The sequence below is a fragment of the Actinokineospora sp. NPDC004072 genome, assembly GCF_053604195.1.
Genome location: NZ_JBSGHB010000001.1, coordinates 313,148 through 333,952, shown reverse-complemented (window position 1 = coordinate 333,952; position 20,805 = coordinate 313,148). Strand labels below are relative to the sequence as shown.

The 20,805-nt window shown below is 68.8% G+C and carries 17 protein-coding genes; 8 read left to right on the top strand and 9 right to left on the bottom strand.

The genetic code is table 11. The features are described from left to right. Window positions 1-64: 64 nt before the first annotated feature. From ACWEPX_RS01505 to ACWEPX_RS01490, 4 genes are all read right to left on the bottom strand, one after another. A complete protein-coding gene (locus tag ACWEPX_RS01505) occupies window positions 65-2,380 on the bottom strand; it encodes a hypothetical protein (RefSeq protein WP_451895094.1) in 2,316 nt (771 codons plus the stop codon). Further along, window positions 2,377-8,829, bottom strand: coding sequence for a DEAD/DEAH box helicase (locus ACWEPX_RS01500; protein WP_451895093.1), 6,453 nt, complete (start codon window positions 8,827-8,829; stop codon window positions 2,377-2,379). Before ACWEPX_RS01500 ends, ACWEPX_RS01505 begins: the two co-directional genes overlap by 4 nt. Window positions 8,830-8,885: 56 nt before the next feature. Then, window positions 8,886-9,104 carry a hypothetical protein gene (locus ACWEPX_RS01495; RefSeq protein WP_451895092.1) on the bottom strand — a complete coding sequence of 73 codons (219 nt, stop codon included), beginning with the start codon at window positions 9,102-9,104 and terminating at the stop codon, window positions 8,886-8,888. A 918-nt stretch (window positions 9,105-10,022) separates the two neighbouring features. Continuing rightward, on the bottom strand, window positions 10,023-10,331 hold the full coding sequence (locus ACWEPX_RS01490; RefSeq protein ID WP_451895091.1) for a hypothetical protein: 309 nt from the start codon (window positions 10,329-10,331) through the stop codon (window positions 10,023-10,025). A gap of 248 nt (window positions 10,332-10,579) precedes the next feature. On the opposite strand from ACWEPX_RS01490, the gene ACWEPX_RS01485 reads away from it, so the two are divergent. Together ACWEPX_RS01485 and ACWEPX_RS01480 are read left to right on the top strand one after the other, a co-directional pair. Beyond that, a complete protein-coding gene (locus ACWEPX_RS01485) occupies window positions 10,580-11,881 on the top strand; it encodes a cation:proton antiporter (protein ID WP_451895090.1) in 1,302 nt (433 codons plus the stop codon). A gap of 627 nt (window positions 11,882-12,508) precedes the next feature. Then, the gene (locus tag ACWEPX_RS01480; RefSeq protein ID WP_451895089.1) at window positions 12,509-12,841 is read left to right on the top strand and encodes a helix-turn-helix domain-containing protein; all 333 of its coding nucleotides are present in this window, start codon (window positions 12,509-12,511) and stop codon (window positions 12,839-12,841) included. A 549-nt stretch (window positions 12,842-13,390) separates the two neighbouring features. Here ACWEPX_RS01480 and ACWEPX_RS01475 read toward each other — a convergent pair. Both ACWEPX_RS01475 and ACWEPX_RS01470 read right to left on the bottom strand, forming a co-directional pair. Beyond that, window positions 13,391-13,681 (bottom strand): hypothetical protein, encoded by a 291-nt coding sequence (locus ACWEPX_RS01475; RefSeq protein WP_451895088.1) that lies wholly within the window; start codon window positions 13,679-13,681, stop codon window positions 13,391-13,393. Further along, a complete protein-coding gene (locus ACWEPX_RS01470) occupies window positions 13,678-14,100 on the bottom strand; it encodes a J domain-containing protein (RefSeq protein ID WP_451895087.1) in 423 nt (140 codons plus the stop codon). The genes ACWEPX_RS01475 and ACWEPX_RS01470 overlap by 4 nt, the downstream gene beginning before the upstream one ends. Before the next feature lie 637 nt (window positions 14,101-14,737). Between ACWEPX_RS01470 and ACWEPX_RS01465 the strand changes: the two genes are divergently transcribed. From ACWEPX_RS01465 to ACWEPX_RS01455, 3 genes are all read left to right on the top strand, one after another. After that, window positions 14,738-14,917 carry a recombinase family protein gene (locus ACWEPX_RS01465; RefSeq protein WP_451895086.1) on the top strand — a complete coding sequence of 60 codons (180 nt, stop codon included), beginning with the start codon at window positions 14,738-14,740 and terminating at the stop codon, window positions 14,915-14,917. A 76-nt stretch (window positions 14,918-14,993) separates the two neighbouring features. Then, window positions 14,994-15,644, top strand: a complete 651-nt coding sequence (locus ACWEPX_RS01460) for a hypothetical protein (protein WP_451895085.1) — start codon at window positions 14,994-14,996, stop codon at window positions 15,642-15,644. A 121-nt stretch (window positions 15,645-15,765) separates the two neighbouring features. Then, window positions 15,766-16,386, top strand: coding sequence for a chloramphenicol phosphotransferase CPT family protein (locus tag ACWEPX_RS01455; protein WP_451895084.1), 621 nt, complete (start codon window positions 15,766-15,768; stop codon window positions 16,384-16,386). Between the two features lie 333 nt (window positions 16,387-16,719). Here the strand turns inward: ACWEPX_RS01455 and ACWEPX_RS01450 are convergent, their stop codons facing one another. The 3 genes from ACWEPX_RS01450 to ACWEPX_RS01440 form a co-directional block, all read right to left on the bottom strand. Beyond that, window positions 16,720-16,953, bottom strand: a complete 234-nt coding sequence (locus ACWEPX_RS01450) for a hypothetical protein (RefSeq protein WP_451895083.1) — start codon at window positions 16,951-16,953, stop codon at window positions 16,720-16,722. Between the two features lie 90 nt (window positions 16,954-17,043). Next, window positions 17,044-17,373: a hypothetical protein gene (locus ACWEPX_RS01445; RefSeq protein WP_451895082.1), complete on the bottom strand. Its 330-nt coding sequence runs from the start codon at window positions 17,371-17,373 to the stop codon at window positions 17,044-17,046. Between the two features lie 438 nt (window positions 17,374-17,811). Beyond that, entirely contained in the window at window positions 17,812-18,399 is a 588-nt protein-coding gene (locus tag ACWEPX_RS01440; RefSeq protein ID WP_451895081.1) for a hypothetical protein, read from the bottom strand. 714 nt (window positions 18,400-19,113) lie between these two features. Here ACWEPX_RS01440 and ACWEPX_RS01435 point away from each other — a divergent pair. The 3 genes from ACWEPX_RS01435 to ACWEPX_RS01425 are packed head-to-tail and all read left to right on the top strand — an operon-like array spanning window position 19,114 to window position 20,707. After that, entirely contained in the window at window positions 19,114-19,599 is a 486-nt protein-coding gene (locus ACWEPX_RS01435; protein ID WP_451895080.1) for a VUT family protein, read from the top strand. Further along, the gene (locus tag ACWEPX_RS01430) at window positions 19,596-20,432 is read left to right on the top strand and encodes a deazapurine DNA modification protein DpdA family protein (protein ID WP_451895079.1); all 837 of its coding nucleotides are present in this window, start codon (window positions 19,596-19,598) and stop codon (window positions 20,430-20,432) included. Before ACWEPX_RS01435 ends, ACWEPX_RS01430 begins: the two co-directional genes overlap by 4 nt. A 26-nt stretch (window positions 20,433-20,458) precedes the next feature. Further along, complete coding sequence (locus ACWEPX_RS01425) at window positions 20,459-20,707, top strand: helix-turn-helix domain-containing protein (protein ID WP_451895078.1); 249 nt, start codon at window positions 20,459-20,461, stop codon at window positions 20,705-20,707. The last annotated feature ends 98 nt before the right edge of the window (window positions 20,708-20,805 follow it).

Genomic DNA, 20,805 nt, shown 5'->3' with positions numbered 1-20,805 from the left:
ATTGGGGCATGCTGTCCCGACCGCGCAGGAGTCCGATTGCGTGTGCATCAGCTCGCGTCGGGACTCAGCTCCCGCGCTCGTGAGGGCGTACGAACGTCCAGCCCTCGGGCAGCTCGGCCGGACCGGCAAGCCCGTTCTGCGCTCGGTATTCTCGGTAGGCGGCACGGGCTTGCGCGCTGGCGCTATGTCCCAGGTGGTCTATGCGGCGCAGGAAGCCGGCGACGACGTGCGTGCTGACGAAGCGTGCGTCCAGCCGTTGGAACCGGCGCGGCCGCGGAGGTCCGCTGACTACGGCGGGGGTGTAGCAGAGCAATGGCACGATCGGCTGTCCAGCGACGGCCGGGAAAGCGATTCCATCAGCGGTGCGCGAGCCGCTGTCCTGGGTGAGCGTCCCGCGTTCCAGCAGCTGCGCGACGGCCGTGTCGAGGGCCTGTTCGGTCTGCTCGGTGCTGGTCCCGTACACCTCCTGGGGCAGCTGGTCGCGTGCCAGACGGGCGACGCCGTCCGGATCGAGCAGGCCGAGGCGCCGGACGGCGCGAAGGATGCGCTGCGCCAGGTTGGTGCGGGAGCTGCCGGTTCGGTCGACGGCGTCCCGAGTGACGATGCGCGGGTCGTAGCAGTGCTCGATGTCGAGCTCGCCGTCGATGGTGACCGGCATGTCCAGCAGGGTGCTGGTGATCCGCAGCGTGGCGGTGTTGCGTGGCCAGGTGACGATGAGCAAGATGCCGGGGAAGTAGTCCATCGGCCAGGACACACCGGACAGCACTGCGGGGGAGCTGTGCAGGTCGGCGGTAGCCATCTGGATGGCGTCGGTGACGTCGAGCTGGTAGCCGTCGTGGTTGAGCAGCAGGCGCATGCGGGTGCCGTCGCGCCGGTCGCCGGTCAGAATGTGCGCGGCCGGTTGCGGCAGCGTGAGCAGTCCTGCGTCGATGTGCGCGGCGCGCAGCGCGACGGTCCAGCTGATCTGCGAGTCGCTGATGGCGACGTCGTCGTCGACGCACCTGTCCTCCGAGTCAGGCTCAGGAGTGGGTGGCTCGACTGCGGCAGGGGGGACCGGCGGGGCGAGCGTCTCTCCCCAGCCGAAGCCGCGGGGCACGGTCGGGTCGAGCAGCGCATGGGCGCTCCCGGGTGCTTCGGCCCGCCAGATGCCACCGCCTTGCCAGGGGTCATCGAGGCGTAGGTGCACCTGGCCGAACAGCAGCCCGTCCTCGGCGTCGCCGCGCAGGTAGTCGGCGAAGATGAGGTTGGCGTGCAGGACGGCGTTGGCGTATCCGGTCCCGTGCATCGGGGTGGCGCTGCCGTTGATGCAGCGTAGCCTCGGTCCGAGAGCTGTGTACGTCACCTGTCGGGCCGCATCATGTCGGCGGTTCTGGTCGGGGAGTGCGCTGCGCGCGGTGGAGCTCGCCAGCGACGCGATGTCGTCACCGCCCAGCGCATCGCAACTGCGCAGCCGCGCAGACAGTCCAGCCCGGGAAACGGCGTAGGACTGCCACATGCGGACGGTGTCGAGCTCGTGGAGCGCTGCGGTCACGGTTGCGAACAGCCCGTCGAGCGCTGCGTGGTGCTGTTCGGGTCCCGCGTCCTGGGTGAGCAGCAGGGGCAGTGGCGCTGGGGCTGCGGTGTTGAACAGCAGTTCGCGGCCCGCGCCGAGCAGGTAGTGCAGGTAGAAGCTGGCGTCGTCGAGCTCGGCGAGTTCGGCGGTGGCGTAGCGGGAGCCGACGAGCAAGTGGCCGAGCTCGTCGAAGCGGCCGCGTCGCATGAGGCGGGCGACCTGCGCGACGGTGGGCGCGAGCCCGAAGACGTCGAGGTCGAGCACGAGCCGCTCGTGCAGGACCGGTTGGCTGTGCAAGTCGGTCCGCGCTGGCCCCGTCGCGCCAGCGGGTGCGCCGGACAGCCAGGACGGCACGTCGCCGTCGTTCCCGAGCTCGGAGTGGGCGCCTTCCTTGTAGACGACTTCTGCCCAGATTGGGTCGCCCCCGGAGGCCACGTTGATCAGCGCCCCAACGGGCAGCGCGTCGATCGTCTGGCCGAGCGTGACGGTGGGGAAGCTGGCCGGGTCTACAGCGGCCCCTGCGTAGCCGGTGGTGACGTCATATCCGAAGTAGCAGGCGTTGAAGGCGACGTTGACGTGCACTGGGGTGTTGCGGACGGCGACGAGCGCGCCGAGGTAGCGGCGAAGCGCCTGCATCTGGCTGGCTGGAACATGCTCGGGCCCAAGCGTCATCGCCGGGGTCAGCAGCGGGTCGTCGGCATAGGGGCGCCACGGGCGGGCCGAGGCGGAGCGTGGTGATTCAGGGAAGGCCGGTGCGCTCCCCCGCTGCGCAGCAGCGTCCGGCCGGGTGGCGGTGCTGCTGCTGTCGGGTGGGACGGTGGCGGTCACGATGCCGTCCCGGCGGGAGCCGTCGCGGCGCGGGCGCCTGCGGTGGCGGCGCGGTCGGCGTGCCCGCGCTCGCGCCACATACCGTGTCCGAGCGGCACGACGCGACCGCCGGCCTCAAGTCGGGCGAGGCTGTCCTCGACCTGGTCGAGCTTGACCGTGTGCTGGGCGCCGAAGTAGCGGGACACGACGAGGTTGTGGCGCAGGCGGACCCGACGTCGGCGGATCGGGTGGTAGTAGGAGTCCTCGCCGCGCAGCGCCCGGCACACATCGCGCACGTGCACGCCGCGGTAGTCGGCCCACACCAGCCGGTACACCTGCTCGTCGAGGCGCTTCCGCCGGATGCTGCGGTCGGTGCGGGCGCCGGCAAGCCGCGGCTTGGGCATGTTGAGCGCTTCACCAGCCGCGGGTGGCTTCTGTTCGGCGGGGATGGTGGTGTCGTTGTCCCAGCAGGCCGAGCATCGGTTCGCGGCGGTGCTGCAGCACCCGTCGGGCAGGGCGTCGACGCCGAAGTAGTCGGCGAACTTCCGGTTGGCGCAGGTGTTGTGGTCGGTGAAGAAGTCGCGCAGGAGCCGGATCTCCTCAGCGGCGCGCGCGGCCTTGCCTGCCAGCGCGCCGGCGTACCCGGCGGGCAGCGATGGAGTATGGACCGCGATCCCGGTGACGAGCTTGCGGCTGGGTGCCGCCGACACGTCGAGCTGGCCTCGGTCGTGGAGATCCGCCAGCAGCTGCCAGGTGCTGGGCGGGTCGTCGGCAAGGTCGGCGTAGCGCTCGACCGTCGCGCTCAGGTGCCGGTGCAGGCTCGGGACGTGTAACCGGGCCCGGTGCAGGCTGGCGCGGTCATCGCTGCGACCCGGCAGTGCCAGGACCGCGTCGACGACGGCCTGCTCGGTAGGGTCGTTGTCCTGGTCGCCGCTGTCGCGCAGCTCGCCAGGCTTGATGGTGCACAGCGGTGGGAAGTCCCCGAGGTCGTCGACGACGCCCAGCGCCGACAGCGCGGCGAACGCGCGCACTACACCGGAGGTGTACTGCTCGCTGGTGCGCGACTTGGCGGCGTCGTCCTGGTTGAGCCTGCCGGCGTCGACGTCTTCGGCGATGAGCCGGTCGGCGATGGTGCTGGTGTCCAGGACGCCGTTGCGGACGGCCAAGACGGCCTCTCCCATCCGGGCGAGCAGCGGCGCGGGCAGGTCACTGGTGGTCATGAAACGGGCGGTGCGCAGTCCGCGCGGGGTGAGCAGGGCCAGCCCCACGTTCGCCAGCGGTGTCGCGGCTGCCGCTGCGGCCGTCGCCGCGGTGCCAGCGGTAGCGCCGTCGGCGGGCGCGCTGTTGGTGGGCGGGGCCCCCGTGAAGGTGGATCCGGCGACGTCTCGGCCAGCGCGGCCGACCTGCTGGTATAGCTGCGACAGGTCGGTGGGGGTGCTGACGCAGAAGACGGTGCGGATGTCGGGCCGGTTGATGCCGAGCCCGAACGCGCTGGTCGCGACTATGAGCATCGGCACGAATCCCTCTTCTCCGCGCCGGGGCGCTTCGCGGAACTCGGTCATGACGGCATGTTTCTCGGCCTCGGTGAGCCGGCTGTGGAAGCGCCGGACCTGCACGTTGCCGTCACCCACGTAGTCGCGCAGGTGGGCGTGCAGCGCGACGACGTCTCGCACCGTGAGGCAGTAGAAGATCGCGTGATCTTCTATGCGGTCGACCACCTCCTCGGCCAGTCCGGCGTTGACGGCTGGCCCGGCGGGGCAGATCGAGCGGCGGAACAACGCCAGCTCAGGCCGGATTGGATTCTCCCGGACGGTGACCAGTCCGGTCGGCCCGGCTGTGCTGGCCTCGGCGAGCGCCTCGGCGCTGTTGACCGTGGGAATGTCGGCCCCGAGGCCGAATACCTGGGTGCGCAGCCCGGCATGGACGGTGCGGTTGGCGGTGGCGGTCAGCGCGGTGACAGCCAACCCGTAGTCGGCGCGCAGCCGGGCCAGGAACTGCGCGGCACGGCGCATCGACGGGCGGAAGTCGTCCCACTGCACGACCGTGTGTGCCTCATCTATGACGATGCGGCTGATCACGCCGGTGCGGACCGCTTCGGTGACGATCTGTCGGAAGCGCCGCTGTCCTAGGCGCTCGGGGCTGGCGTAGACGAGCTTGATGTGGTGGTCGGCACGGCCGAGCAGTTGGTCGGCGATCTCGGTCTTGCCTGCGCGGCTGCTGCTCTCGCGCAGCGGAGCGACCAGGGCGCGTACGGCGCCGCCGATGCTCGCGTTGAGCTCGAGCGCCTGGTCGTGCATGAGCGCCACGAGCGGGCTGATGACCAGGGTGACGCCCGGCAGCACGAGTGCTGGCAGCTGGAAGCAGTAGCTCTTGCCGAAGCCGGTCGGCAGCAGTCCGAGGGCGTTGCGTCCCTCGACGACGGCGGTGATCACGGCCTTCTGGGAGCTCTTGAGTTCGGTAGGGGTGTCGGACAGCTTCAGCAGCCCGCCAACCTGGGAGCACCGGTCGAGCACCTCGGCGACGAGCGTGCCGCTCGCCTGGTGCTGCGTGACCTCGTCGGCGGTCAGACCGAGCTCGCGGATGCGGCGGGTCTGCGGCAGGACGGTGTGCTCAAGCAGGGCCTGCGGTGTGGACAGCTCGCTGGCGCGGCCCGGGTCGAGCAAACCGTTGCGGGCGTAGAAGTTCCAAATCCGCGCCCAGGCGTCGGCCATCGACATGACGTTGCCGCCGGTGCGCTCGCCGGACACCGGGTCGCGGCGCAGCAGGTCGGCATCGAGGCTGCCCAGGAACGTCTCGCGGTAGGCGCGTCGCAGGGCGGTGTGCCCGGCGAGCTTGCGGTCGCTGATGACGATGACGCCGCGGTGCTGCTCGGAGCGGATGAGCCTGCCGACGGCCTGTCGCAGCTGAAGCGCGGCCAGCGGCAGGTAGTAGGTCTCGGTGGCGATCGCGTCGGGGTCTTCGGCGTGGGCGGTCTCGGCGCGGGCGACGACCGCGGCGCGGCGCGCTTCGATCACGGGGGCGGCGAACGGCGCGAAGGGCAGCTTGTTGATCCAGACGAGGCGCAGCCGGGCGGGGTCGGCGATGTCGACGCCTTGCCACAGTCCCTTGGTGCCGACCAGGAGACCGCCGCCGTCGGTGTGGCTGTCGAACAGCCGGACTGCGCGAGGGTTGCCGAGCAGGACGGCGCTGTGCACCGGGGTGGCGTCGCCTTCGCGCCGCAGGCTCTCGGACAGGTACTGGCTGATGCCAGCGGCGGTGCTCTTAGCGGTCGTGAGAACCATCGCCCCGCCGTCGTAGCCTCCGCGGGCGTTGTGCTGCTGGGGCTCGTCGTCCTCGTTCAAGACCGGCCGGATCATCTCTCGGATGTAGCCGGTGAGCTGGTGGGCGACAGTGCGCATGGCACCGTCGCTCTGCTCTGCCCAGGAAGGGAAGTCGGCCAGGCAAACGAGCTCGGCCTGGTTCCTCATGTCGAAAGGTGTTGGCAGGTGGAGGGTCGGGACGGTGCTGCGCAGCCCAAGCCGGGTCCGGATGAAGGTCCACTGCGCGGCGACGCGCAGCGTGGCGGACACGTAGTAGGTTCGGTCGAAGGTAGCCAGGAATTGCTGCCAGGTGTCGTCGGCGGGCAACTCGATCGGGCTGGAGCTGACGCGGAAGCGGTAGCGGCGTAGCTCCGCGCGCAGCGCTTCCACCTCCTCGGCGTAGACAACCTGGTTGGTGGTGCCGGGCGGCAAGGCGCCAAGCGCCCATGCCGCCCCGTCGCCGGTCCTACCGAGGTCGGTGGGGCCGCCGTCAGCCGTGCCGGTGGTGACTTCGGCCGCGTCGGGGTCGAGGTCGTCATGGTCGGATTCGCTGGTGGGATCGGTCGCGTCGAATGGCAGCCTCTCATCGGCGTCGCCGTCCGGATCCTCCGCGGCGGCGTCGGTTGTGGTGCCGCAGTCGTAGTCGGCCTCGTCCGGGCCGGGGCTGCCGCCGGGCGTGCTGCCCTGGCCGGTGCCAGGGGTACCGGGGCCGCTGGCGGTGGGCAGGCCGAGGGCGGCGTCGGTGTCGGCGACGATCTTCTGTGCGGTGGCGCTGACCTCGGCTGCGCCGAAGACGAGGGCGTTGAGGCGTTCGAGGTCGTAGAAGCTCATGGTGGCTGCGTGGGCGCCGCGGTAGGCCGACAACGTGCCGACGAGGACGTCGCACATGCCCGACAGGCGCAGCAGCTGGCTCATCAGGTACCGGACCTGTCCGGTGCCGCTGGTGCCGCTGTACGGGCTGGCCAGGGTGACGGTGCGTGCACCGACGCCGGTGCCGCGCGCGTCGAACACCTGCCCGGCCACCTTGGGTAGCGCCTCGTGGTCGAGCAGCAGGCCGAGGTTGCGCACTCCTTCGGAGGCCTGGTCGCGTTCGGCGCCGGGTCGTGCCTCGCGCGTCCAACTAACGAGCTCGCTGTACAAGTCCTCTACCAGGCGGTAGTCCAGCGTGGCGGTCAGTGCGCTGGTTGCGCTGTCTTCGAGCTGGTGAGCCTCGTCGAGGATGAGCAGGGTGTCCGGGCCGAGGTCGGACAGCTCGTCGAGGTGGGCGAGCAGCAGCGCGTGGTTTGCCAGGATCAGCCGGTGCCCGAGCAGGGCCTCCTTTACTCCATCGGTGTGGACTGCCAGCGGTGTGGGGGCGGCCGCCTCGTACTCGCCGCTGCTGGCCTGGGACAGCGACTCGAGCCAGATGGTGACGGCGTTGTTGCTGTAGCCGGTGAAGAACAGCGGCACGTCGACCGGGTCGACCGAGTGTGCAGTCCAGGATTGCTCGACGGTGGTGGAGGCGATCAAGCGCAGCATCAGGTAGGCAAGCAGCTCACGGAAGGCGACGCGCTCGAGGAAACGGTTGCGACCGGCGTTGCGGCCGCGCCGCGGTACGGTTGGCGCGGCGAGCAGCGTGGTTGCGTCGGTCAGCGACAGCGTCAGCGCGCGCAGCGACAACCGGTTGGCCTTGCCCTTGACCACGTCGGAGGCGCTGAGCAGCCCGGGAATTGCCGCTTCGAGGTGCGCGACGTCGGCGGCCAGTTGTGCCTGCAACTGCTTGGTGGCGGTGGTGATGATCGCGGTGCGGTCGAGGCCGCCAGCGAGCCAGTCCAGGGCGACGGCGAGCACGGCGAAGCTCTTACCGGTGCCGGTGGGCGCCTCGACCAGGCCTGAGCTGGCCTGGTCGGCCCAGGCGTGCATCTGCTGGGTCATCCGCATCTGCGGCTGGCGCAGTGCGGCGCCGGGGCGGACGGCCCGGGCGAGGGCGGTGACGTCGACCTTGCCGTCGGCTCCCCGCAGGCTCGTGTTGACGCTGATCGCTGGGCGTCCGACTCTCCCGGTGGGGCTGCGCCGCGGGGGGTGGGCGGCGAGGCCGGAGTTCAGGACCTCGGCGACCTCTGCGGTGGTGTGGATCCGCTCCTCGCCGAGCAGCTCGTGCTGCGGGGCACCGACCTGTCCGGCGGCAAGCGAGCGCACCAGGGTCCAAGCGAGTGAGTCGGCGGTCAGGCTGGCGAGCAGGTCTTGACGGTCGGCGGGCATCGCGGCGAACGTCTGTGCGCAGTGCCGCAGGACGCGGGCGAGCAGCTCGCTGTCATCGACTGCGTCGTGCCAGCCCAGCCCAGCGCGGTCGATGCCCAGGTCGTCGGCCAAGGGCGCGAGCGCGTGCCGGGTGGCGGTCGGGTAGAGGGCAAGGGTGAGGTAGAAGGCGTCGACGTAGGCGCCGCGCAGGTCGGGCATGTCCTCGCGAGCGGCGCTGGCGCTCAGCAGCGGGAAGTCGGCCTGGGTGCCGTTGTAGGTGACGATCAGGTCGGCGCCGTCGGTGTAGGCGTACAAGTCCTCGAGCGCCTGCCTCGGGCTGACGGCCGCCGCGGCGTGCGCCTCGCGGACGCGCTTGGAGCGGATGACCCAGGTGTCGTCGGGCAGCTCGACGTAGGCGCTGAACTGCGGCTGCTCGGCGACCCAGGCGCTGTCGTTGCTGAGCCGGACGGCGCCGATCTGGTAGATCCGCTTGTCGGTGTACGGGTCGCTGGTGGTCGTATGCACCACGGACTCGAGGTCGACGATGACGGCGCGCACTACGCGCCCGGCGACGCCGAGCGCATCGGTGGGTGGCTCTTCGGCAGACCCGGCGAGCATGGGCTGAGTCATCGCGTCTGCTGTCGCGGCAGTGGCGGCCGCACCGGAGGCGGTGTCGCCAGCGGACGGGCTGGTGGTGGATGCGGCCTGGGCCGTCCCGCCGCGGGATGCGCTGATTTGGCCGGTGCTGTCGCGATGGAGAAGTCCGGCGGCCACGGCCTCGTTGAGCAGCGTGGCCAGGCGTTCGCGGCGTTGGCCGGGGAAGCGGCGCATGACGGCCGTGAGCAGCTCATCGACGTCGACCGAGAGGCGGTCGCGCAGGTGCTCCAGGGCGAGGGCGGCGAGCCGGTGGGCGTGCGGGGAAGCCGCACCGTGTCCGGCGACGTTGGCCAACGCTGACTCCTCTGCGTCGTACAGTGGGCATCAAGTGCGCGAGGTGCGTAGTGGCGTCATCGTGCTCTGGTCAGCGAGCGCTGAGCCAGGGCGGGGATCTGGGTGCGGGCGCGGAGATTCGCTCGCCAGTGGTCTCCACGCCCGCTGGCAGCGGACCCGCGGTCGACGTGCCAGAGCGGTTCATCGACGAACTTGGACCGGCTGGCATCGTCGCCGGGGGCCGAGACCCCGCCCGCGAGCAGCGCGGCGCAGTTCACGAAGACAATCGTGGTCACAACCGGGCCCTCCTCATGGTCATGCCTGGTATCGGGGTAGGTCGCCAGCTGTTACAGGTGAAACAAAAGTTCCTATGGACCGCTGCGCCTGGCCGGGTCGGGAATCCGCTCCGGAATCGTCGAACGCGGATGACGCCTTCTAGGGTGTTGCGCCTTCGCTCGGATATCGGCACAGTCGTGTGCTGGCGCGGACCTCCCGTTGCCCACCACGAAACCAGGCAGGCCATCGTCTCCAACGTGCGCACCTCGTGACCAACCCAACCCGCCGATCACCGACCGATCCTCGAGACGGCCCGAATGGATTCTGTCCGACCGCTACTCACCGATCACCCGGAGGCAGAACGCCATGGTGCCGACAGGCTGCCCGGGCCTCCGACGACCTCGCGGGCGATCTGGCCTCGGGCGAGTGACCGATGCCCCGGTGCGCGGGCGAGGATGGCGCTGCACTTGGTCATGCGCACCGCGAGAAGCGCTACGAGGACGAGTGGGCGAGCAGGGCGACCGCGGCAGGGACAACCGACGCTGGTCGCGATGGTCCGACCGGTGGTCGCACGCGAGTCTCCGCCGTGCGTTCTGCCCTTGACGGTGGAATGCCACGCGAGTCGCAGGGAGCGCGATGGTCGACCTGGCCACCCACGTATCCGCCGCTGAGCTTCCGGCACCCACGCTCGGCTTGACCCCACTACGACCCACCACTCCAACGGCCCGCCGACAGCCTGCGATGCGCCCGGGGTCCGTCTGCCTCGCCCACCGTTGTGCGCCCACCAGCCCTGACGAGGAACGTCGCCCGCGGCGCGGTCCGCACCGAAGGTGTTCCGGTCCCTGCGACCACACGCACGGCCGTACGTGTGCATCCATTGCCCGACAAGGCACTTGGGCTGTCGTGAAACCACCCGCGGCACGCAGTCCGGGGCCCCGCTAGGGGAACACGGCCAGCAGGTTGTTCGTCGTCAACAGCGCCAGGATGAAGGCCACCGTGGCGACCGGGACCAGCATGGGGTCACGCCAGCGCACGCGCCTTCCCCGGCGTACCACCAAGACCACCAGGGACGCGGTGGCTGCGGCGAAGAGCAGCGTCGGCGTGTGCAGCCACACCCGGTCGAGGAAGGAGGCCGGCTCCCGCAAGAACATCCCCGGCACGATGAACAACAGGACAAGGACCGCCGCGGCGGGCACGACGGCCAGCCAGTGCAGGACCACCGCCCTGCGGCTCAGCGTGGGGTTCACCCCGGACTCCTATCGCAGAAGACCCGAGCACGGTAGGGAACGCAGACCACCAAGGCAATAAGCCATCGGGACGAAGCGCGCGGTTGGACGGGATCAGGCTGTGACCCCTCACTTCTCCACCTCCGACGCCCCGTACCGCCCTGGGACGCTGCACAACTCGCCACCACGGGAAGACGGGTTCGAGCCAGGCGAGGCTGGGTACTGGCTCTGGAAGTGGCCTGCCTGATCAGGCGGCGGAGAGGAGTCGCGTGGAGCCGGGCGCGATCGCCTATGCGGGGATCGGCGTCGCGACCCTGTTGGCCGCGATGCTGCCGAGGGTGCTGGGCAAGGCCCCGATCTCGATGCCGATGGTGTTCCTGGCAGGCGGCGCGCTGGCGTTCACGGTCTTCGAGCCGCTGCCCGATCCCGACCCGCTGCGGCACGGGTCGGTCGTCGTGCACCTCACGGAGCTGTGCGTGATCATCTCGCTGATGGGCGCCGGGCTCGCGATCAACCGGCCGGTCGGCCTGCGTCGCTGGTCGTCGACGTGGCGGCTGCTGGGCATCACGATGCCGCTGACGATGCTGGCCGTCGGGCTGCTCGGGTGGGGGGTGCTCGGCTGGGGCGTGGCGGCCTCGGTGCTGCTCGCGGCGGTGCTGGCCCCCACCGATCCGGTGCTGGCCAGCGAGGTGCAGGTCGCCGAGCCGGTCGAGGACCCGGACGACGCCGGCTCGGTGGAGGACGAGGCTCGGTTCGCGCTGACCTCCGAGGCGGGGCTCAACGACGGGCTGGCGTTCCCCTTCACCTACGCCGCCGTCGCCATCAGCGTCGTGGGGACGGCCCCGGCCGCCTGGGCGCCGCACTGGCTGGCGGTGGACGTGCTGTGGCGGCTCGCCTGCGGCCTGCTCGTCGGCCTGGTCGTCGGGTGGGGGCTGCGCAAGCTGTTCTTCGCGGCGCCGTCGGAGAAGGTCCGGCTGGCCGAGCACGCCGAGGGCTTCGTCGCGCTGGCCGCCACGTTCCTGGCGTACGGGCTGACGGAGTTGGCCGAGGGGTACGGCTTCGTCGCGGTCTTCGTCTGCGCGTGCACGATCAGGGCGGGTGAACGCTCGCACGGCTACCAACGTGTCTTGCACCGGCACGTCGAGCAGGTCGAGCGGATGCTCACGGTGCTGCTGATCTTCCTGCTCGGCGGCGCCGCCGTCACCGGCCTGCTGGCGGGCACCGGGTGGCGGGAGGTCCTGGTCGCGCTGGCCGTCCTGTTCGTGGTGCGCCCGCTGGCGGGTCTGGCGGGCTTGGTCGGCGGGAAGACCGGGCCCCGCGAGCGGCTGGTCATCTCCTTCTTCGGGGTGCGGGGCGTCGGGTCGCTGTTCTACGTCGCCTACGCCCTGGAGAACGGGCACTTCGCCGAGCCGGACACGATCTGGCGGGTGGTGGCGCTGGTGGTGATCGGCTCCATCCTCGTCCACGGCACCACCGCCAGCCCGTCCATGTCCCTGCTGGACCGCCTGCGCGCCCGCGCCTCCCGCAACCGGCACGGCGACCCGGGCCAGGCACCGTCGACCCCCGTCTGAACGACTCGCCCGAGCCGGTCAGCTCGGCAGAGCCGGAGCAGGGTTGGCCTGCGCGGAGGGCGGGTCCAGACACGCCGAAGGAAATCTATGGCGCTCGCAGTAGACATTCGGGGTCGGGCGAGGGTACAGTTCTGGTCGTAGCGACAGAGACAACGTCTAGCAGGCGCGGGAGATGACGGAACTGCCCGCGAGGTGAGACAAGACGGCCTGGCCGTCGGAGCCAAGCAGTGCAAGGGGCTCCGCGGTGGGCCGGTCGGGACCGGGTAGTTGGCGGTCCCGGTGAGTTTGTGCAGGACGTGGGCGGAGATTTGGCGCCCGCGGAAGTGATGTGAGTGGTCGGGTGTGCCGGAGCCGGTTCGTGAGGCTCCGGCACACCCGACCGGACATGAGAGAGGAAGGGAGAGGGCGCATCATTGGATCGCCCGCCGTGGCTGCTGTGCGCCGGGCGGGTACCGCAGGCCCATCGGGATTGGTAGGTGGTTCTCGGTTACAGACACGCGATCCCCGCGCGGTCCTTCGCCGCGGGTATGGAAGGCCGACCTCGTGGTCGGCTGGCAATGGTGATCCCAAACCCCTGGGCCCTGGGTGTCGAGCTGACACCCAGGGCCCTCGACCTGTGGAGGTGGTATGACCCCTGACCGTCCTGACGCGGCCGTGCCGAGCGCGGTCGACAAGTTCGATGATGAGCACTACCCCGCCTACACGATGGGCCGGGCCGCGGACATGCTGGGTACCAGCCAGGGTTTCCTGCGCAGCCTCGATGAGAACGGGCTGATCCAACCCCAGCGCTCCACCGGCGGACACCGCCGCTACTCCCGCCACCAGTTGCGCGTGGCCGCGCGCGTGCGGGAACTGGTCGACCAGGGCACCCCGATCGACGCGGCGTGCCGCATCGTCACCCTCGAAGACCAACTCCACGAAGCCCGGCAACGCAACGCCGAGCTCCACCCTTCCGACTGAAGCCGCGCGGTGTGCCGCAAGCCAAGCGACACACCAGCACGGAACAGCGGCGGTCCCGTGCCAAGCAGAGACCATGCGCCGGGTGACCGACCGCGGCGAAATGGGGCCCCCAAAGCGAGCCGGTCTTTCGCGACATCAAGGTCCACTGTCTGCCAGCTCGCCGCGATCCAGCCGACCACATCTCGTACCATTGCGTCCGCTCATCGCTCGAACCCTGCGCGCTGTCGCCAACGTCTCGGCCGAGCCGACTGGGAACCGTTGGCTGAGGAGTGGTCTTGGACCACGTGGTGCCGCACCTAGCCGGTCGGCTGGTCCAGTTCTTCTCGCCCGCCAGAATCCACAGCCCAACCTGGCCGGATGTCCTGCGCACCGTCCACGATCAGCGTTGGAACCGCCGACCCGCGACAAGCCGTGACCAACTCAGCCTCCCACCATGTCTGCGCCGCCACGGCGAGACCGGCATCGATACCGCGAACGAGCTCGACAGGTCCGTCCTCGAAACGTCGTCGCGGGCTCGATCGCCCGGTCTTGCTCCGGATTCGTCTGGGGTCAGATTCGATAGCCCTGCGCCAAGAGCGTGGACACCGCGGGATGGGCAATGACGCGGTTGTATACCGCGATCGCTCTTCTGCGCAGCGTGAAGGCCTGAATGCCCCAGATGGATGTCGTGACGATCGACAGCGGACCGAACAGCCACAGCATGGCGAGCTCGAACCTTGATATGTTCTCCCACCCATCGTCGGCCAGACCGACGATGGGGAAGACCAGGATGAAGCCGAGAAAGCCGAGGAGATACCTCAACGAGGTGTCCCCGGCGATGGTGAGCAGCGCGTGGATCATTCTCCTGTCGCCGAGATCGGGGTGGTCCTGGTTACATCGAGCGCAACACGGGACACTGACGGATCCGAACGAGGCACGGCCCTTCCCAGAATGACCGGATGCGTGTGACGGGTTCTGCGTCGGTCGCAGATGAGACAGCGTGCCAGCGGTGACCAATCTGGCCCCGGGGACCGCTGCGGTGCTGCGGTCGACGAACCCCCGTGGGACGGCGGCGAAGCCGACGCCTTGTCATACTCCGCTCGTCCAACGGGATCGATGAGCGTCTCGTATGCCTTCCGGACTAGGTCGAACCGGCGTGCGTCCCCACCCTTGTCCGGATGATGGATCGAGGCGTTCCTCCGATAGGCGGCTTTGATCTCGGCAGGCGACGCCGATCGTGTCACTCCGAGAACCTGGTAGTAGTCGATGTTGAGCGACATCCTTCCCTCGCCGCCCGCCCAATCCCGGCGCGGTGCGGCATGAACATGAACGCGCTGCTGACGATGATGGCCGAACCTAGATCCTGAAGGCAATACACCGTGCGGTGCGTCCTCGGATGGCCAAGGTGCGTCCCACGCGCCGAGCCTCTGCCACGGCGCCGCCTGGTGCTGAGCACTACCTGGCGCGTGACTCTCAACGGCCCCCGGCCGCGGCCAACATCCCGACCAGAACGTCGTCGGCTTCGACTGCAGCTCCCTGGTGTGCTACGCCTGCGACGGCTAAATGATCGGAGCTCCCCAATCCGGGCAAAGATCACCGCGCACCAAGATCCGCCTCCGCGGGGACTATCTCGGCGTCACCCGCGTCTTCGGCGACAGTTACGATGTAGTTCCTTGCAAGATTGACTGTTCCGCGTGCACCTGAGCATCGCATTTGCCTTGCCAAGTAGAGCGGAAGTCGATTCCCTCGGGTCTGCCATAGTGACCGTCTGCCCACGCGGGATCGGTTTGACGAACATGAGGTTCCGAGCCAATTCGACTGGCGTGTCGGTCGTTCTGAGTGCGGTTCCGGTACGCTCGATTTCTGCAATTGGGTAGTCTTCACATTATCTTCACTGAGTACGACCGGGGCTAGGGGATGTTCACCATCGCAGAACGACTCACCGCCGACGGCGTGCTCAGCCCCTCGGCGCGCGACCCGGCCCGCAACCCGCATCGCAAAGTGGCGGCGTGGTCCAAGAGCGCGGTGCGGGTCATCCTGACCAACCCCGCTACATGGGCAACGAGGTGTGGGGCAAGCAGCACAAGGAGGTGCTGATCGACGTTGACGATGTCGCCCCTAGGCCACCAGATCGTGCAAGTGTGGTCTCCGAAATCGACCTGGATCACCTCACGTGAGCAACTGGGTCAAGAACCGACCCCGCTACCGGTGCCGCTTCCCGAAGGAGTACGCCGGGGTGCAGGAGATCGACCACCCGCTGTCGGTCTACCTGCGCGAGGACCACGTGGTACCGCACCTGAACGGTTGGCTGGCCCAGGTCTTCTCGCCCGCCAAGGTCGCCGCCACCCTCGAGCGGATCGCCGAGGTCCAGGATAGGGTCGAGGCCGAGCTGGGTCCGCTGCGGCAGCGCATCGCCGAATGCGACCGCAAGCTCACCCAACACAAACGCGCGATCGAGGCAGGAGTCGACCCCACGATCGTCAACGGCTGGATGCAGGACATCGTCACCGACAGGTCACGCCTACAGCATGAACTCGCCGTCAAACAGAGAGCGGCCCGACGGCCGCTGAGCACTCAGCAGATCAAGGAACTAGCCGACAGCGTCGGAGGACTGACGGCGGCACTCGAAGCAGCCGAACCAGCCGACAAGAACGAGCTGTATCGCCTACTGGGCCTGAATGTCAGATTCGATAAGCACGCCAACCTGGTGGAGGCCCATGCCGATCCTTCACCAGGGTTGGGCGTACTGGTTGTGTCCGAGGCCCGAGTTGAACTTTCCGCCCACCCCCTCTACCGGCAGGTTTGCTTCGAGGCTGGTGCGTAGAAGCGTGTGTTGGGCCCGCATACCGTGCGGGCCCAACCTCCTCTCCGCTTGGCGAGCCGCCGCCGACTGGTGAACACGCTCAACTTCAGTCGGATGGTCTAGGCGATGCCCAAATGCTAGAGTGCTGCTCGTGATTTTCTCGGCCGGTCACAAGGGGCGCATCATCTTCTTGAACGGTGTATCGAGCTCAGGGAAGAGTAGCATTGCAGCACAACTCTTGTCGGTGCTGGACACTCCCTATTTCAACATGGGCGTCGATGTCTTCAACGGACTGAGGGCCAAGGAACGCACGCTCGAGCTCGGTGAGGACAGGATCCGTGAGGTGCTCGTCCGGACGAGGGCCGGCTTCCATCGAGCTGTGGCAGGCATGGCGCATGCGGGCAACGACGTTGTGGTGGACCACGTGCTGAGCGAGCCCTGGAGGCTGATCGACTGCCTTGCGGTCATGAACGGCCTGGATGTTGTTCTGGTCGGGGTCCATTGCGATGTCGAAGAGTTGCGCCGTCGCGAGCTCACCAGAGGGGACCGGGAGATCGGCCAAGCGGAGCGGCAGCTTGCGGCGGTGCACGCGCACGGCCTGTACGACATAGAGTGCGACACCAGTGTGCTCAGCTCACGCGAGTGCGCGTCGCGGATCAAAGACTTCCTCGCACTTCCTGCGGGAACTCGCGCGTTCGACCTTTTGCGGGAAAAGGCCATCGCGGTCGGCGCGCTCCGCCCCGATCAATTGCGAGTGACGTAATGAATGCCTTGCCGGAGTCGGCATCAAGCTCGGCCATGCGCATGGCGCGATGGAACGCCATTGGCTCCTATGCACTTCGTTTCTTCGGCTGATGGGTATTGCGCCACGGTCGTGCTGGGCTGTTCCGAACCGACTCGAACGGGTGCCACCCCTGAGGGCACCCGGTATCGGCCCAGCCGTACTGAAGTGTCGAACGCTGGTGTGGGCCAAGCCGACGTTCCTGCGTTACCAAGCGGGCGGTGTTCGTTCACTTCGGTGTCCAGCTGTGGGTGTCGGAGGTCGCCGGGCCGATCGACCCGGACTCCGAGGCGCACGGTTTGGTGATGTCGTTGTTCAGTGGCATGTCGAAGGGGAGCGGACGCGGATCAGGCGCCGGATCAGGGCGGCGATGTCGGCGCAGGCGGACTTCGTGGCCAGCCCGTCGAAGGCGGCATCCTTGAGGGCCTCCCACGCGATTTCGCTGCCCCCGGCGGCGTCTCTGAGGCCGTTGAAGTAGTAGTACTCCAGGACTCGGCGTGTCGGGCTGCCGAACTCGTAGAGGGCGGCCAACCGCAGCAGCGGCGTCATGTCCGGGTCCTGCCGGGGCTCCGCGGTAACGGGCGGCATACCCGGGCGCCAGGCCTGGATCAGTTCGCGGTGGTTGAGGTACCACGGCCATTACGGAGCCGGGCGCCCGATCGCACGCGAGTAGTAGCGCCACAACAGCTGCCGCTGCTCACCTTCCTCCACGGCTTCGTCATAGACGTCTGGCCCGTCCGGGTTGTGGAACCCCTCCGGGGCCACCTCGATCAGACATTGGATCTCCGGAACGAACTCCAGCACCCATCCGGGGTGGCTCCCACCGTGGTCCGACGTCGGATACGCCGCCGCCAGCACCCCCACCCGGGTCTGCCACAGCAAGAACACCAACCCCGGAATCTCCTCGAACTCTCGGTTGCCCAGGAACGCCGCAGACTCCTGCGCCTGCGGCATCTCCTTCAACGACACCAGCGCCCCGCCGTGCGCTTCCCCTTGGAGCCCCGACCGAACATCGTTATCACCAACCCGCCTCCCGGCGCCGAAACCACCGCGAGCATCGCGCAGATGACCACCGTCGGGCGGTGAACACGCCGCGCTGCGCAATCCCACCCACTTGGCCCATGCCTCGGCGCGACCGCTCCAAGTGGCTCTCGCACAGCTCGTCGAAGACACCGTGATCGCTGCCGACGTCCACCACGACGACCAACGCCGCCCGGGCCGTGTCATCGCGTTGACCCGTAACAAGATCCGACGGCTACTCGCCCGCCTGGTCCTCAAGTCGGGCGTCGCATCGCTTGCCCGCTGGCCTGGTCACGCTGGCGGCGCGGACACCAGCACCACGCCCGAACCAGCCACTACGCCCGACGCGGCGACGATCAACGGACGTGACAACTTACGGCTGGAGTACTAGGAGCGAGCCCATTCAGGTCGAAGTCCCTCCGCCGAGCACGTGTCGATTGAAATCGAGAAAGCGTCGAATAGCTCTACGAAGTCCTCCTTCTTTGCGTCGAGCCCAGCTCTGGCTGATGAAACGAGACGGTCGTGGAGCTCCTGGGATTCGCGAAGAAGATTCGTAAATGCACTTCTCGTGGACGGGCCAGCCTTGTTCAAGGAGACTTCGAGGTCGGGTTCTCCATCGATAAAGCTGCCTATTTGAGTAAGGGCGGAGACTAGAATGCTCGCCCCCGTTGCGCTTACTTCGAGATCTTTTCCTTCCAGGTGCACAGGCGCGTAAATGTTGGCATAGACATACTTGCCATACTGTTCGAGTTCACCGCATACCACCGTGGTGACGCGGTCGCTGCCAACTTCATCTGTGGTTGGGGCGGGGTGATTTGTATTGGAGGGTACATCGGCTCCTGGCGGCGCTGGTTGGTTAGAGCAACTAGTCAGAAATGAAGTTATAACGATGAGAATCAAAAGTGCAGGCATGGAGTTCCCCTGGTTTATCGCTTGAGTGTCCATGATTTTCTCGATGGGCGGGGTGGTTGTCAAGTGAGAAACGCAGAAATAGGTGAGAAAGAATCGTCTATTGAGCCGGGTGCACCGGGATCGCAGTGGCTGAGTGCCTTGCGCGCCGAACCGGTTCAGCGCGACGTGTGGAGGTGGTGAGGTCGTGGGTGGCGCTGCGCGAGGGTGGTGACGGCACACTTGCCGCGGCCGTGCAGGACGATCTCGACGGTGGACCACCACAGCAGAACCTGCCCTACACCCCCGGGGGCAGGCTTGCGGATCCAAGCCGTGGAACAGCTGCCGCGCCACCGCGGACTCACGCACGTCGTTGAGCCTGCGCTGGTCGGCCTGCCGTGCGGCTCGGGCCTGCCGATGCGCCGCATCGGCCGCCCTCCGATCGGTACCGGCATCGGCCAGTTGCAGCGACAGTGCCGTAACACGCTTGGCAACCTCGGTCGCCGAGGGCACGGTCGGCGATTCCGCCAGCAGGCTGGCCAGGGACTGTCTCGCCGTGTTGAGGCGCTGCTGCTGTTCGGTCCGTCGCGTCCGATCGAGGGAGGAGGACGGCGACCCGGACGGGTGCTCGCCGTGGTCGTGCCGCTCCGGCGACTCCGCCGCAACCCCGGGCCACGACCGGCGTGAGCGTGCGGCATGAGCACCGGCGTCAGCCCGCAGCCGCGCCTCGCGCTGGCGTCACCACACTGGAGGGTTCGGGCGGTGAGCTGGCGGTGAAGCACGCTGAGCGCCGCGGCAGCGATGGTCGGGTATCTGCTCTCGGTCGTCGCCGCCAACACCGCCTCTGCGCACTGGCCGCCGCTCGTCGTCGGCGGGCTGGTCGTTCCGGCGGGCACGTTGTTCGCCGGGGCGGGCCTGACCGCCCGCGACCTCGTCCACGACACGCTCGGCGCCAGCGGGGTCGCTGTCGGGATCGCGGTCGGGGCGGGCCTGTCCGCCGTAGTGGCCTCGCCGCGGATCGCGGCGGCCAGCGTGGTCGCGTTCACCGCCTCGGAACTCGTGGACGCGCTGATCTACACCCGGATGCGCCGCCGCACCCGGTTGGGAGCTGTCGCCGTGTCCAACCTGGGTGGGCTGGTGGTCGACAGCCTGCTGTTCGTGCCGCTGGCCTTCGGCGACGTGACCGCCGTTCCCGGACAGATCGCCGGCAAGACGGCGGCCACCCTCGCCACCCTCGCCCCGCTGCACGCCGCCAGCCTGCTCGCCCGCAGGGCGGTGAGGACATGAAGTTCTACCTGGGCACCCACCAGCCGTCCTGGCTGGCCCGCGACCTCGGTGTGCCGCTGCTGGTCAGCCACCGGCGCTTGGCCGGGCGCCGCCGGCTTCCGCGCGCCAGCGGGCCGTGGGCGCTGGACTCCGGCGGCTTCACCGAGCTGTCGCTGCACGGGCGGTGGCGCACCGACGCCCCCACCTATGCCAAAGCGGTGCGCCGCTACGCCACCGAGATCGGCCACCTCGACTGGGCCGCGCCCCGCGACCGCATGACCGAGGCCCACGTCCTGGCCCGCACCGGCCTGAGCCTGCGCACCCACCAACACCTCACCGTCGTCGACTACCTACGCCTGCGCGACCTCGACCCCGAACTGCCGTTCATCCCGGTCCTGCAAGGCCAGACGATCACCGACTACCACCGGTGCGCGGACCTGTACGAGCAGCGCGGCGTCGACCTCGCGGCGCTGCCGCTGGTCGGGGTGGGCAGCGTCTGCCGCCGCCAACACACCGTCGAGGTCGAGCGGATCGTCCGGTCGCTGGCCGCCCGCGGGTACCGGCTGCACGCCTTCGGCGCCAAGATCCTCGGCCTGGCCCGCTACGCCGAGGCCATCGCCTCCAGCGACTCCGCCTCCTGGAGCCTGCGCGGCCGCCACCTCCCCGGCTGCACACCCACCCACCGCAGCGAATCCAACTGCCTGCGGTTCGCACTCGCCTGGCACCAGCGGCTGATCCGGTCGCTTCCAGCCGACGAGAGCACGCCGCCGACCGACACACGGCAGAACGTCCCCCACACCCGGCCCGGGGATCGTGGCACCAGCGAAGCGCCCGCCGTCCCACACGCCCGCTGACGCGCCCACCACGTGAGGAGAAGCCCATGGAACAGCTCGACAGCCCGCGGCCGAGCAGCGACGGTGGAGGGCACCAGAACCTGCTCTACACCCCCGCCGAGGCCGCCATCGTCCTCGCGGTGAAGGAGTCGTGGTTGCTCAGGAGCGCTGACCAGCGCCGCATCCCCTGCACCTTCCTCGGCAAACACCTGCGCTTCTCCCGCGCGGACCTGCAGCGGATCGTCGCCACAGCGCACCGCCCCGCCCGCCCGGCCGCCCGAACACGCCGCACCTGACCGGTGGTCGACACGGCGCCACAAGCTGGCTTCGCGAATGGTGGAAGTTCCTGTGGAGCAGGGCTTCCCCTCTGCACGGAACCGAGCGTTCATGGTGG

Bases quoted from the DNA above. Each gene is read 5' to 3' on its own strand.
- ACWEPX_RS01480 (WP_451895089.1), top strand. From the start codon at position 12,509: ATGACCCCTGACCGTCCTGACGCGGCCGTGCCGAGCGCGGTCGACAAG.
- ACWEPX_RS01475 (WP_451895088.1), bottom strand. From the start codon at position 13,681: ATGATCCACGCGCTGCTCACCATCGCCGGGGACACCTCGTTGAGGTAT.
- ACWEPX_RS01470 (WP_451895087.1), bottom strand. From the start codon at position 14,100: ATGTCGCTCAACATCGACTACTACCAGGTTCTCGGAGTGACACGATCG.
- ACWEPX_RS01465 (WP_451895086.1), top strand. From the start codon at position 14,738: ATGTTCACCATCGCAGAACGACTCACCGCCGACGGCGTGCTCAGCCCC.
- ACWEPX_RS01450 (WP_451895083.1), bottom strand. From the start codon at position 16,953: ATGACGCCGCTGCTGCGGTTGGCCGCCCTCTACGAGTTCGGCAGCCCG.
- ACWEPX_RS01435 (WP_451895080.1), top strand. From the start codon at position 19,114: ATGGTCGGGTATCTGCTCTCGGTCGTCGCCGCCAACACCGCCTCTGCG.
- ACWEPX_RS01430 (WP_451895079.1), top strand. From the start codon at position 19,596: ATGAAGTTCTACCTGGGCACCCACCAGCCGTCCTGGCTGGCCCGCGAC.
- ACWEPX_RS01425 (WP_451895078.1), top strand. From the start codon at position 20,459: ATGGAACAGCTCGACAGCCCGCGGCCGAGCAGCGACGGTGGAGGGCAC.